Below are 13,941 nucleotides of genomic sequence, written 5' to 3' on the forward strand. Positions count from 1 at the left end.
TTGGAGGAAAATATGAATATAATTCAATTAAAAAATTTAACTAAAGAATATTCTCCAAATATTGGTTGTTTTGATATTAATCTTTCAATCAACAAAGGTGAAGTTTATGGTTTTATTGGCCCTAATGGTGCTGGAAAAACTACTGTTATTAGACAAATGATAGGTTTTATTAAATCTGATACTGGCTTTGCAAAGATTTTAGATTATGATTGTTGAAAAGAATCGGCAAAAATTATGGAATTTCTTGGCTATTTAGCTGGTGAAGTAACATTGCCTGATTATATGTCAGGAATTGTTTATTTAAAGACAGTAGCTAATATTAGAAAAAATATTTCTTGGGCATATGTTGAAAAATTAATTAATTATTTTGAACTTGATGCAAAAAGAAAAATTAAAAAAATGTCTAAGGGTATGAAACAAAAAGTAGCGATTATTTCAGCTTTTATGCATAAACCAAAAGTTTTAGTTTTAGATGAACCAACTTCAGGTTTAGATCCTTTAATGCAAGAAAGGTTTAATACTTTAATTAGAAATTCTAAAAATGAAGGTGCAACAATATTTATGAGTTCCCATATTTTTGGCGAAATTGAAAATATATGTGATAAAGTTGCTGTTATTAAAAAAGGGAAAATAATTTCTGAAATATCAATTAAGGAAATACAAAATTCTGCTAAGAAAAATTATGAAATTAAATTTTCAACAGTGAAAGATTATAATGATTTCTTAAATAAAAAATGAGATATTATTGAAAAAAATAATATAACAAAAGTTATTAAAGTGAATGTTTTAAGTACTAATGTTGATAAGTTTTTAAAAGAATTATCACTTTATAAAGTTGATAATTTTAAAGAATTACCATTTAGTTTAGAAGAATATTTTATTAAATTTTATAAGGATGAGGTAAATTTTAATGATTAATTTTAGATTTGTTAAAACACAATTTAAAAATGTTAAAATTCCATTAATATTATTTTTTATAATTTTATGTATTTTAATAGCTCCCATTTTAACACAAGATTATCTTGCTCCAACTATTACATTCATTGGTGAAGAACATGGAGTATCATGTTTAGGTGGATTAGGTGCCATGACTTATTTTAATTTTGTTTTTTTTGGTATTCCGGGGTTAATATTAATTTTTTCTTTTAGTTTAATTTTAAATCATATTTTAGTTTCTAAAGAAATTGATAAAGGTTATTTAGCTTCATGATTAACAATGCCAATGTCTAGAAAAACTATTTTAAATTCAAAACTTTTTGTTTTGCTTTCTTCAATATTAATATTATATGGTTCGGCTTTTGTTTTTCAATTAATTATTTTTCCAATTAGATTTCAAGATTTTAAACTTCAAGAATTTGGATATCTTGTTTTATATAATTTGGGTTTAATATTATTGGCTTTACTTTGAGCATCAATTAATTGAACTTTTATTAGTTACTTTAATAAGTCAGTTATTTCTCTTTCAGTAGCAACAGGTATTTCAACAGTATTTATTTTGTTTCAAATAATGACATTATTCTCTTCTATTCCTGAAGTTGAGTACCTTAAATATTTTAAATATATGACAATTGCTTCTTTATTAAATTCTCCATTTAAGTTTGGTGATATTCCAAATATAACACCTGCTCCGGGTGTTACAGAAGTAGCAAAAGCACCGATTTTTTCTATTAGAGCATTAGATTTTGCTTGACAATATCCAATAATATTAATAGTACCTCTTGGTTTATTTCCATTAGGAAATTATTTTCTTATTAAAAAAGATTTATCTTTGTAAATTGATAATATTGTTTAATAAATGAGTTTAATAAAAATGTCTTTAAAGTTTTAAAGACATTTTTATTTATTTAATGTCAATAAGATATTACTTTTTTATTAAAATTTTTGATTTTAGTTTTTAAATTTTGGTAATTTATTAGAATTATCAATTCCTGAATTAAGACTAAAACGTTTATGCTCTGTTACTTTTTCTACATTTCATGTTGAAAGGTCTTGGTTAAATTTTGAAGCACCATAAAACATATATCCCATATGTGTTACATTTGAAACATTTCAGTTTGCAATACTTTTATTAAATGAATAAGCATTAAAAAACATAGAACTCATATTTGTTACTTTTGAAGTATTTCATTTTCAAATACTTTTATTAAATGATGTAGCGCCATAAAACATAGCTCACATAGTTGTTACTTTTGAAGTATTTCAATTTAGAATTTCTTGATTAAATGCTGAAGCACCATAAAACATGCCGTCCATATTTGTTATATTAGAAGTGTCTCACTTTGAAATGTCTTGGTTAAATTTTAATGCATTAAAAAACATATCGCATAGAGATGTTATTTCTGGTGGTAATTGTTCTGGAACTTTTTCGATTGTTTTTGGCATTCTGACAACTTGAATTTCTTCTTGTTCATTTTTAAAAAATCCAATTTGAATAACTTCTTTACTATTTATATTTGACAAATCTCTTTCACTAGTTGTTATTTCTTTGCCATCTTTGTCAATGTAAATTGTATCTTGCTGTGTTTTATTTTCAATATAATTAGTTGTAATATTAGTTTTTTGTAAAGTTGTGTTTAAGAAACTAGTTAAATTACTTGTGGTTGTTGCAAGTGTTAAAACACTTAATATTTTGATTAATATTTTCATTAAGATCTCCTTTTTTTGTTTTCCCCAATAACTTCTTAAGTTTAAGAAGTTAATTATATTTTAAGTCGTTTAAAAATAAATGCAATAAGTGTTTAGTTTATGATAGAAATAAAAAATAACTAATCTCATTAATGAAATTAGTTATTTTTAAATATAAAAATTTATTTAAATGGAGAACTATATGGATTGCTATTTGCCCTTCTTTCTCATTGAGAACAACTAGGTATTTCATTAATTTTGATTTTATTAGTTTCATTTCATGAACCTTTTAATTTTTCACCAGTTTTTAAAACTGTATCAAAAAGTATACCAAAAGTTCCATCATGATAAACAGATGGTTCATTCATACGTACATGTTTTAATTTTTCAAATTCTTGACTTTTTAATGCTTCTCGTTGTTTTCTTTCTTCTTGACAATATGGTCTATTTTTTATTACTTCTATTTGTTTATAATTATTTATTCATTTTTTTCTTCTTTTCGCAATTTTTGTTCTAATGGTCTTAGAACCTGTTTAGAATCTTTTTAATAAAACTGAAATAAATGAAAGAACAACCATTTGTAAACTAGTATTTAGTTTTCTTTCACAATTTTTTCATAATCTTCTTTTAATTTTGTAGAAAAGTAGTGGTAAAATAAAAAAAGTCATCAACTTGACTTAAAATTTGATTTTATTAAATTTTGGGATTTATTTTTTTTACAAACTGAAATATAACACATTGGATTTTTGATAAGGGGTTAATCCGTAGTGTTGATATTTTCATTTCCATAAATTGAGGTAATTTTGAATATTGGTAAATCCAATGTCATGGTAATGAGTAATAAATTCTTTTAAACTTGATTGTATTTTACTGACATTACTTAATTTTTTATAATTTAATTCTTTATTTTCTTTTGATTTAAACTACTGGATAGTGGATTTAGTTTGTTTAGCTACTGTATCATATAATACTTGCATATCACAAACTATAATTGAATTTTCTTCGATAAGTTTCGATGTTAAGTTTTCTTGTACTCATTTTTTATTTAATCTTTTAGTATTTGTTGTTTGAGCATAGATATTTCGGTTTTCATCAATTGCCATTTGAATACAACAATTTAAATCTTTAGCATTTTCTTCAATTCATTGTTTTCTTGGATCATTTGGATCTTTAAAGTTTCCTTTATGAATTTCTTTGATAAAAGTTTCGTCAATTTCAATTCTAGCTTTTAATTTTACAAATTGATTTTGTGTTTTTACTAATTGTGTTGATTTCATAAATTTTTGACGATTAAATCAGGCAGTTTTATTTGTAGTATTAATAAATTGAGAAATAATATAAGCAGATTGACCTAAAGTAGCTATTTGTATCAATAAATCTCATTGATCATGAGATAAATGACTTCAATAAAAATAATGATTTTTAAAAGCATGAAAAGTAATATTACAACTTTTACATTTATATCTTTGCTTATAATCTTTACTACCATATTTAGTACACAAAAAAGAACTACAATCTGGACATTGAATCCCTTTCTCTTTGAATTTTTGTTCGACTGCTTCAAATTTTTCTTTTTTCTCAATTTGTTTAATTCTAGTTTTATTTTCTCTAAAAATCTCAATAAAATCTTTATCAGACAAATTATTTAAAATTTCTTTTACTGTATTTTATTCATTTAAAATCACCTTTTTAATATTAAAAATACCATATAAAAATATATTTGGGACGGTAACAAAAACGGAGGATATAATTACTTATTAACCATTTCTTAAATTCTAGACAAGAAATAATTGTAATTATATGCAATTGTAAATTTATCTTACTACTAATTAAAAATAATTACAACAAAAATACTTATATTACATTTTATTAAATGTTAAAATTAACAAATAAATTTAAGGAGATTTTAAAAATGAAAATTTACAAACTTAAAAAATTACAGTTAATAACTGTATTACTATTTATTTTAACTCTTTTAATTATTACTACTGCTTTAATATTAATTGGTATTTCAAATTTCAATTATCATAATCATGAACAAATTAAAATTATAAATGGATTTAATATTTTAAAAATTTATAGTACATATTCTATTTTATGTCATTGTGCAAATCATATATGTTTATGTCATATTTTTCAAAATAATCAAAATTATTATAATTGAATTCAATTGCAAATTGGAGTTATATTATTAATAATAGTAATACCAATTTTTATAGTTATAATTATAGCATTAACTTTTTTCATTATTGGTTTAAAAATGAAAATAAAAAATAATAATTTTTGAGACGCTATTGCAAATTGTGAAATAATCAGTAATTATTATATTCATTAAAATTATGTTTTCAAATTTATTTGATTGCACTTAAAAATAACCATTTTAATATAAATATTTATGCTATATGTTCTATTACCAAGCATTTCTTTTAAAATATGTCAAATATTACTTTCAGTAAAACAACCAATATTTCACTTTGCACCTTGATTAACAATACCTTTTTTATTATTTTTAAAATATTGTTTTTTTAATTTTTTATGATTTTTTAATATTTCACTCATATATTTAATTAATTCATCATATTGACCATTTTCAATAAAAGTTCTACAAGTATTATATTCATTTCAATATTTTCCCTTATTTCCAGCAATAATTCCTATATATAACTTTTTAACCAAATGGAATTTATCTAAAACAAATTCAGCACCTAAATAATCTGCAACTTCTTTAATTCACCCAGCACTATCACCACAAATAATTATTTTTGCTTGTTCAAAATTTTCAAAAAATCTTTGTCCTTGTTGTAAAATAAATTCAGCAGTTTTTTTAAATCCAAGTTTAGTTTTTGTTGGTCTTATTATTACATCTGCTCTTTTATTAACTAATGTATGATTAACATTATCTGTACAAAATAATACTAAACGCATTGAATATTTACCAGAATTACGTTTAAATTTTCAAAATTTTCGATGTCCATCATCAATACTAATATAAATAAATTGATTTGGTTCTAATTTTATTTTAGGAACATCTAATTTACTAACTTGATACTCTTGAAATATTCTACTAATACCGGTTGTACTAAATTTTGTTTGTTTCATAGTATGTAAAATATCAATATATCTTTTTCCATCAGCAAAATGTTCAATAACATTATTTTTTATATCTTGGCAAGTTCTTTTATATTTAGGTAATTGCAATTCTTCATCTAATAAACAAACTCTTACTCATTTTTTTAATTTTTCATCATAGTATTTATAATCACGACATTTATAAGTGACAAGACCATTTATAGTATTTCTAGTTCTTGTTTTAATTTTAACTGGAATATATTTTTTATCTCTTTCTTTTAATATTCTTCAATCTGTTTTTTCTCATTGATTTTTTATATCATCTCTAAATGATTGATACATTCTTTCAGTTGCTTCTTTTAAAGTTCATAAATAATTAAAACTCATATTTAACTCTCCTAATCTGTTTTTTTATACTAATTATTAATTTTAATTTACATAAATTTAAAGTGTGAAAATATTATAAATAACATTAATAATTTATTTTATCCATAATAATCCACATAAAAACGTAATTATGAATAAAATAATGGTATTCCGAAAAAAAAGTACTTTCATATTTTCCATATAATAAACAAGTGACATACAATTAATAGTATTGGTCTCATAAAATAAACACCTTTAATTTAGGTGTTATTTTGCGTTTAAATTTATACTTGTAAAAAATAAGCAAATAAATATAAATATTTTAAAAAATATATATACTTATATATAGATTTTAGAGTTTAGAATGAGATTTAAAAAATAATAGAATTTTTACAATTAAAAAAAATAAATTAAAAAGTATTTTTTCTTTTTTAATTATTTTTTATATTTCCTGAATTGTAAAATTAAAAAGGACACTTATATAAAAATTAAATTGTGTTAATTCTATAATTAAGAAAAGAAAGGAATTAGCACAATGTATAAGTATCCTTTAATTTTGTAGAAAAGTAATGATACATGATAAAGTGTTATTTTTAGAGAATTTTTACACTAAATAATGTTACTTTTAACAAATTTTTAATTAAAAATAATATTTTAAGTGTAAATTGATGAATAATTTTTGGTCATCCATACTTTTCTACATAATTAAAATAAGTATCTGACTATTGAATCAATAATAGCAATAAAAGAATATAAAAGTTATGGATTTTCGATTCGTAAAATAGCAAAAGCCATTGATTATAGTAAATCAACTGTACATAGAGTTTGTAGATTATTAAATCAAAACTTATTACCATTAGAAATATTGAATAAAATTCAAAAAAATAAACAAAATGCAGGTAGAAAATTAATAATTTTAACTTTAATAGAAATTAATACTATTAATCATTTGTTAATTACTAAAAATTATGCTCTTGATATAATTGCTAATTTTTTAAAGGAAAATAAAATAAAAAGTATTTCAACAAAAACTTTATATAACATGTTTAAAACAAATCGAATGGGTTTTGATGAAAATAACTTATTGAGAAAAGGAAAAAATAAACCTCACAAACAAAAAGAAACTAGGGGCAGAATTAATAATTGTAAGTCTATTCATGAAAGAAATTTAATCATTCCTAATATTAAAAATATAGAAGAATTCTTTAATTTTGTAGAAAAGTAATGATACATGATAAAGTGTTATTTTTAGAGAATTTTTACACTAAATAATGTTACTTTTAACAAATTTTTAATTAAAAATAATATTTTAAGTGTAAATTGATGAATAATTTTTGGTCATCCATACTTTTCTACATAATTAAAAGAAGAATTTGGTCATTTAGAGGGTGATACTATCATTGGTAAAGATCATAAAAGTTCTATTATTACTTTAGCTGATATATGATCAAAAACCACAATTCCTTTAGCAACTAAAAATAATAAATCAGAAAATATTACAAAAAGTATAATAAAATTTATTTCAAAGTTACAAAAAGGAACAGTTAAAACTATTACTTTTGATCGTGGTAAAGAATTTAGTAAATGAAAATTAATCGAAAAAAATTGTAATGTTAAGATTTATTTTGCAGATCCTGGTAAACCTTGTCAAAGAGGTTTAAATGAAAATAATAATGAAAATAATAATGGTATTTTAAGAAGATATTTACCAAAATCTACAGATCTATCTTCATATAAACAAAAAGATTTAAATACTATAGCATTTCAAATTAATTCTACATCCAGAAAATCACTATATTATAAAAGACCAATAGATTTAATACAATTATTTTAAAAAACTGTCCCATTTATATTTACAATTCAGGTTTTGTAATAACTTTATTGTAAAAAGGGGACATATAAAATATGAAAAAATGAATAAAAACAAATTTGAGTAAAATAACATTAGCATTAGCATTAACTGGCACTATAAGTGGAATAACTAGTTTAATAATTGGTTCAATTGCACATAATAAAACTAAATGTTTATGTTATTTTTTAGATTATGATGGTAATTCCCACTGGGGGGATCAACTATATGAGAATATAAAATAAGTGATAAGCATAAAATATCACTTTATTTTGGATTTAAACCTATGTCTGATTATGATATAAAATGAGATGGCATATATCCAAATGGATATTTTGATAATTAGATTTCTAAATTTATATAAGAAATATTTTCGTTATATTTATCAAATAAATTAATATTTTTTAAGTTTATTTCTTGTTTATCTGTTATTAAAATTAAATCATAATTTCCAGCACCAAATATGCCACTAACTTCGATCCGATTTAAATTATTAATCGGATTTTCAATTTGTAATTCAAACTCATTATTATTATCAATTTTTATAATTTCTTTATAAAATTCTAATTTAGAAAATAATTGAGATTTATTAGAACCATATAAATTTAAAGCATTTTCAATTTTATTAGTACTAATAATTGCTCTTGTAAAATATTTACCATATTCACCATTTCCTAATGTTCAATCAGCAGGAATTAATGATGGTATATTATTACTTTCTAGTTCATTTGTTATAGATAATCAATTAAATTGATTATCGTCTAGTTTAAATAATTCATTTTGACTAATATCATTATTTTTTAATTTAATATTTTTTAAATTTGTAAAATCAAAATATACAGATTTCAATATTACTTTTACATCTTTAAATTCTCAAACTTTATCTGGTGTAGAATGAATTGGATTTGATTTTAATTCAAAATAGTAAGGTAATAATAACTTATAATCATCATTTAAACCATTATTAATTGACATTGATGAATAAATATTTTTTGATAACATTATAATTAATTGTTTAAAAATTTTAATTTGTGGCAAATTTGTATAATTTGGATAATCTAATTCTCATTGTTTAAATAAGTTAGTAATAATATCAATTGGTTTTTGATTTTCAAACTTAATACGTAATTGTGCAATTTCTTCGTTAAGTTTTAACTGATTAAATCCATCAAAGTTTCTATTATAAGTATATGTATAAGTTAACATATCCAACAATACTTTTTGTAAACTATCAATAGTAGGTGCATCTTGTATTTCAATTTCAACATCTTTAAATCTATTGTTAGTTGCAATATAACTATAAAATTCATTTTCAGAAAAATTTCAAACTTCTTTATCTTTTAATTCTTTTTCTTTTTTCAATGGTCATTTACCATTTCAAACAGTACCAAATTCATATCCTAATCAAGCATTAGTTACTCTTGCATTTTTTATAACTTCTTTTCTTGTTTCAGTTCCACTACTAATTTTAATTAAATCTAAAACTGATTTTTCTTGTCCTATAAATTGTTTTGCTAAATTTCAAGGTAATATTTGTTCACTAAATCATTGTTCTAATATTCTAACTTTTGGTTGGGTTTCAATAGGCATTGATAATAGCGGAAATGCTATCTTATCTTTGACAAATAACTTTGGGTATACTTCCATATTGTCAACTTCACCAAGTACCTTTATATTACCGAAAATCATGCTTCTAGGGGCTTTAATTTTTAAAACCGTTACTTTTGTATCTTTGTCTAATGGTTTTTGTAATTTAATAATTATTGGATAACCATCTCTTGTTTTAAAATCTTTAATTTTAATAATAGTAATACTTTTAGTACTTCTTGTTTTTGGATTTTGATAAGGTTGTGAATAATTATTAATGATATATAAATTATCAATATTATTTTCAGTTAATGGTTCATTAATACTAACTGCATATAACTTGAATTGATTTAATAAATTTATTTCTTGAAAAATTAAATTTTTAATATCAGTCATACTATATTCAATTGTATTATCATTAATATTGGTGCTAGCTCTTTGATTTAATTGCATAGTAAAGTCTGATGTTTCAACAGCAGTAGTTTTTAATACTTTATCAATATCAATAAATCCAATTTTAATAGTATTTGCTGAAAATTTTAAACTATTATTTTCATTATTTTTAAATAAACGTTCAATTTCATAAATATATATAGTTCTTTTTTTAAATTCATCATATGCTCTATTAATATCAGGGTCACTAGTAGCTCTCATCATATTAGTAAAATCAAAAGGAATATTATCAATTAAATAATCATTTTCTACTTCTGCTTGATTAAGTTTAGTTTGCTTCTGTTTCTGTGGAAACTTGGTTTGTGGTTTGTTGTTGTCCATTGTTATCTCCTATTAATTGGTTATTTTCGGGATTAAATAATTTTAATTTAACAGTTAAATTATTAATTTCTTTATCATTATTTATATTAAATGTTTTACTATTTAATAAATCTTTATCTACACTTACTAATAATTGAATAAATTTAAGAATATCAATATTAAATTGTCATAATTTTTGTTCAATATAGTTAATGGTTGAAATATTTACTGCTGTACTTTCTGGTACTGATTGTTGTGCTGATTTCTTTTGACTTGGTATATGTATACCACAACGTTTAAATATTTCATTAACATTTCAATCGTATATATCAGTTAAATTCTTACCTTTAAAATTACTACTTGTCATATTGATATTTTCATTTTTTTCATTATTATCACCGGTAGTTTTTCAAATATAGTTTTTAGTAACTAATATTCTTACTGCTTCTTCCATTGAAGATTGAACATTACCATAAGTTTGGTCAAAAATAAATTTAGGTGAATTTAAAATGGTATCTAAAACAATTTGTTCATAAATAACATCTAATGTTTTAATTTTATCCATTACTTTATCACAATCTGCTAATTCATTGGCTTTATTTCGCATAATTACTATTGGTATATAGTTAATTTTTAATGTTTGTTCTTGTGATAAATTAGAATTATTAATATATGTTTTAAAATCTAATGGAAATTGTTTTTTATTATCACTAATACTATAAATTGCACGATTAATTGTTACTTGTTCATTATTTAGTGTATAGACTTCAAATAATTTTACTGTTTGTGCATTTTGTTCATAATTATCATAAAAAATAGTACATTGAATTAATTTACCAGTAATATCATAAACTCTTTGTTGAATATCTACTACTTGAAAATATAAATTATCATTAGCAATATAAATTAAATAACCACTAATTCCTAACTTACTTAATTTAAAAATAGAATTTCAATTTTTTCTATAAAATTCTTGTTGAATTAAATATTGTTTAATAATTTCATTATTAATATCTAATGGAGCATTATATAGATTAGCATTATTTTCTGCTACAAAATCAGTAAAATAAGTTTCATGATTAAAATCATTAAAACCAAAATAATTTAAAATAGAAGCATGTGTACTTTTATTTTTATTAGTTAAAAATTTTAATTTTTCATTTTGATTATCATTAATATTTGTTTTATCTTTTCTTTTAAATAAACTTAGCATAATACTCACTACCTTTCTTTAAAATATTTGATTAATTTTTAATATAATTTTTATAATAATAAATATAATTAAACCAGCAGTTGCAGATGATAGAATTACTCCAATTAAACCTAATATAATCTTTATAATTTTAAAAAACATAATATTATTCCTGTAATTCTTGTAATTTTCAAAAATTACCATCATTGCTATTTCTATATCATGAAATTTTATATTTATTAATTATTATTACTAAATGTGAAAGAATTCCATTAACTCAATGTGGTAAATTAATTCATAAATCATTATAAGTTGTTTCGTTTAAATACTTTCAATAAAATTCACTTATTAAAGTTGGATATTTACCAATTAAACCAGTACTTCTTTTATCACTAACATCATAAAATATTCTATAATGTGTATCTGGTTTTAATTCATAAATAATTGTTTCTCTATCTTGTGAAAATGCTACATCTTTTCAATTTGAATCACTTGGACTGGGTTGTGGTTGTTTTTCTAATATTTCATTAATTGCTTGTAATAATTTTTTATTTTGAGTTTTTAATAATTTATATTCATTATTTTCTAATAAATCCTTACAAAGTAATGAATTTTCTTCATCATTTAATGAAACTTCATTTGTTTCAGTATTATATTTAAAATAATCATTTGAAAATTTTTTATCATTTATTTTTTGTTTTAATTCATTAATAGCACCAACAATAGTTTTATTAGTAGTTTCTATATTAGGATTTTCAGTACCAAGAGCGTTTACAGTAAAAGCATATGAAAATTTATCTATATCTACTTTATCTTCTAATTTTTTATCTACTTCTGGTTTTGTATAATAATTATTTGGGTCAACTCCACCACCACTTGCACTAATAACATTATTTTTATCAATAGTTATATTAGTACCCGCAGTTAATTTATTTTGTTTTAATAATAATTTATCATCTATATATTTTTTATTTGGTATATCTAAGTCATCTGTAACAACTGGATCATTATAATATGTAGTTTTTGTAACTCCAACTTTAATTACATTATTAACTAAATTTGTTGCATTATTTTTATCTTCTTTATTATTAAATATTTTATTTTCCAAGTCATCAATTTTATCTTGTTTTTTATCTATATTAGTTTTATTTTCATTAATTGCTGGAACAATTAGTTTAGCAACTGTTTGTAAATTATCGTCATTGATATTTTGTTTTTTATCTAATAAGTCATTTGTTTCATTTTTTGTATAATAATCACGTTCAACACTTTCATCAACTATAAATTCAGTTGGTGTTCCAATACCTTTATATTGATATAATTTATCATTATCTAATCAACCTTTATATTTTGTAGATGAAGTTTGTACTATAAATTTATTAGTATTAAAATCAAAAGAAAGTGTAATGTTAATATTGTCTTCAACAATAATTTTCTCAACAATAATAAACATTTGTTCTTTTGTTAAATTATATTCAATAATAACTTTTGTTAATTTTGAAACAGAACTACTTAATTGTTTACTATCAAAATAAACGTAGGTTCAAGGCACAATATATCATTGATTTGTATACAAGTCCTTATTATCAATTTGCTTTCATAATGGACTAGTTTCAATATTAAATCAATTATTTTTAATATCATCAATAATTTCATTAGTTTTAGTTAATTCATCATTCAATTTAGTTATATTATTTTCATTAGTAGTAATTCTTTTTTGTTGTTTAGCAGAAAAATCACAAGTTGGTGCATGAGTAAAATCACCAATTTGTGGATTATTTTGTAATGCTTCGGGTGGTAATGTCCCAATTTCATCTGGTCAATCTAAAATCATTGTTTCAGTTTTTGGGTCATATTCAGTTGCTACATAACCTTTATTTATAAAGTTTGTAACATGACCCCTATATATCTCATTTTCATTATCATCAATTAAATCATCATATAATTTCATTTGTTTTGATAATGTAAATTCTTTTTGTTCTTTAATTAATTCATCAACTTGATTTCTAGTATAAAATGCTTGTAAATCAATTTTTTCAATATCTATTTCATCTTGATTATAACTTAAAAATACTTGTTTTAATTCTGTTAATCTTGCTCATATTTTCATTCTACTTGGTGCTAAATCTCAAACATTAATTGTTGGAATACTACTTGCACTAAATTGATTACCATTATTAAATTGAATAGTTGTATCAACATTAAATTCAATTGGTGTACGATTAAATACTCAATGTTCAACCATTACATAAACCATATCTCTTAATGTTTCTTTAATTAATTCATCTTTAAAACTATCAAAAGGAAATTTAGATAAAATAAAATTAAGATAAGCATTAATATCATTTTGAGCGCGAATAGCAAAAGTTATAAATCAATCATTAACATTAGGTCATGTATTTATATATTGTTGTGGTGTTTCTGTAATTTTTCCAGTTAATGGATATCAGTTATTATAATTTTCTAAACTGACATCAGTTCAAAGTTTATTAATCATAAT

The 13,941-nt window shown here is 21.6% G+C and carries 12 protein-coding genes and 3 pseudogenes; 6 read left to right on the forward strand and 9 right to left on the reverse strand.

Annotation, left to right across the window (positions count from 1 at the left end; genetic code table 4):
- The first annotated feature begins 12 nt into the window (after positions 1-12).
- A complete protein-coding gene (locus AAHH39_RS01935) occupies positions 13-918 on the forward strand; it encodes an ABC transporter ATP-binding protein (RefSeq protein ID WP_342218648.1) in 906 nt (301 codons plus the stop codon).
- Positions 911-1,774: an ABC transporter permease subunit gene (locus AAHH39_RS01940; RefSeq protein ID WP_342218649.1), complete on the forward strand. Its 864-nt coding sequence runs from the start codon at positions 911-913 to the stop codon at positions 1,772-1,774. The genes AAHH39_RS01935 and AAHH39_RS01940 overlap by 8 nt, the downstream gene beginning before the upstream one ends.
- Positions 1,775-1,887: 113 nt before the next feature.
- Here the strand turns inward: AAHH39_RS01940 and AAHH39_RS01945 are convergent, their stop codons facing one another.
- The 4 genes and pseudogenes from AAHH39_RS01945 to AAHH39_RS01960 form a co-directional block, all read right to left on the reverse strand.
- On the reverse strand, positions 1,888-2,646 hold the full coding sequence (locus AAHH39_RS01945) for a BspA family leucine-rich repeat surface protein (RefSeq protein ID WP_342218650.1): 759 nt from the start codon (positions 2,644-2,646) through the stop codon (positions 1,888-1,890).
- A 161-nt stretch (positions 2,647-2,807) separates the two neighbouring features.
- A complete protein-coding gene (locus AAHH39_RS01950; RefSeq protein WP_342218651.1) occupies positions 2,808-2,993 on the reverse strand; it encodes a hypothetical protein in 186 nt (61 codons plus the stop codon).
- 165 nt (positions 2,994-3,158) lie between these two features.
- Positions 3,159-3,251: pseudogene (locus AAHH39_RS01955) on the reverse strand (IS5/IS1182 family transposase); the annotation flags it as partial.
- Positions 3,252-3,548: 297 nt separating this feature from the next.
- Positions 3,549-4,265 (reverse strand): transposase-like zinc-binding domain-containing protein, encoded by a 717-nt coding sequence (locus tag AAHH39_RS01960; RefSeq protein ID WP_342218652.1) that lies wholly within the window; start codon positions 4,263-4,265, stop codon positions 3,549-3,551.
- A gap of 272 nt (positions 4,266-4,537) precedes the next feature.
- On the opposite strand from AAHH39_RS01960, the gene AAHH39_RS01965 reads away from it, so the two are divergent.
- The gene (locus tag AAHH39_RS01965) at positions 4,538-4,960 is read left to right on the forward strand and encodes a hypothetical protein (RefSeq protein ID WP_342218653.1); all 423 of its coding nucleotides are present in this window, start codon (positions 4,538-4,540) and stop codon (positions 4,958-4,960) included.
- A 2-nt stretch (positions 4,961-4,962) separates the two neighbouring features.
- Here the strand turns inward: AAHH39_RS01965 and AAHH39_RS01970 are convergent, their stop codons facing one another.
- A complete protein-coding gene (locus AAHH39_RS01970) occupies positions 4,963-6,081 on the reverse strand; it encodes an Mbov_0401 family ICE element transposase-like protein (RefSeq protein ID WP_342218654.1) in 1,119 nt (372 codons plus the stop codon).
- A gap of 697 nt (positions 6,082-6,778) precedes the next feature.
- Here AAHH39_RS01970 and AAHH39_RS01975 point away from each other — a divergent pair.
- Positions 6,779-7,255 (forward strand): annotated as a pseudogene (locus AAHH39_RS01975) (helix-turn-helix domain-containing protein); the annotation flags it as partial.
- Positions 7,256-7,308: 53 nt separating this feature from the next.
- Here AAHH39_RS01975 and AAHH39_RS01980 read toward each other — a convergent pair.
- Positions 7,309-7,461 (reverse strand): hypothetical protein, encoded by a 153-nt coding sequence (locus AAHH39_RS01980; RefSeq protein WP_342218260.1) that lies wholly within the window; start codon positions 7,459-7,461, stop codon positions 7,309-7,311.
- Here AAHH39_RS01980 and AAHH39_RS13235 point away from each other — a divergent pair.
- Both AAHH39_RS13235 and AAHH39_RS01985 read left to right on the forward strand, forming a co-directional pair.
- A pseudogene (locus AAHH39_RS13235) lies at positions 7,427-7,894 on the forward strand (IS30 family transposase); the annotation flags it as partial. The gene AAHH39_RS01980 and the pseudogene AAHH39_RS13235 sit on opposite strands and share 35 nt — an antisense overlap.
- A 71-nt stretch (positions 7,895-7,965) precedes the next feature.
- Positions 7,966-8,154, forward strand: coding sequence for a hypothetical protein (locus AAHH39_RS01985; protein WP_342218655.1), 189 nt, complete (start codon positions 7,966-7,968; stop codon positions 8,152-8,154).
- A gap of 97 nt (positions 8,155-8,251) precedes the next feature.
- Here AAHH39_RS01985 and AAHH39_RS01990 read toward each other — a convergent pair whose 3' ends face one another.
- From AAHH39_RS01990 to AAHH39_RS02000, 3 genes are all read right to left on the reverse strand, one after another.
- A complete protein-coding gene (locus AAHH39_RS01990; RefSeq protein ID WP_342218656.1) occupies positions 8,252-10,270 on the reverse strand; it encodes a hypothetical protein in 2,019 nt (672 codons plus the stop codon).
- Entirely contained in the window at positions 10,218-11,462 is a 1,245-nt protein-coding gene (locus tag AAHH39_RS01995) for a hypothetical protein (protein WP_342218657.1), read from the reverse strand. Before AAHH39_RS01995 ends, AAHH39_RS01990 begins: the two co-directional genes overlap by 53 nt.
- A 145-nt stretch (positions 11,463-11,607) precedes the next feature.
- On the reverse strand, positions 11,608-13,938 hold the full coding sequence (locus AAHH39_RS02000) for a hypothetical protein (protein WP_342218658.1): 2,331 nt from the start codon (positions 13,936-13,938) through the stop codon (positions 11,608-11,610).
- Between the last annotated feature and the right edge of the window lie 3 nt (positions 13,939-13,941).

It is taken from the genome of Spiroplasma endosymbiont of Amphimallon solstitiale (genome assembly GCF_964030965.1).
Taxonomy (GTDB): domain Bacteria; phylum Bacillota_I; class Bacilli_A; order Mycoplasmatales; family VBWQ01; genus Spiroplasma_E.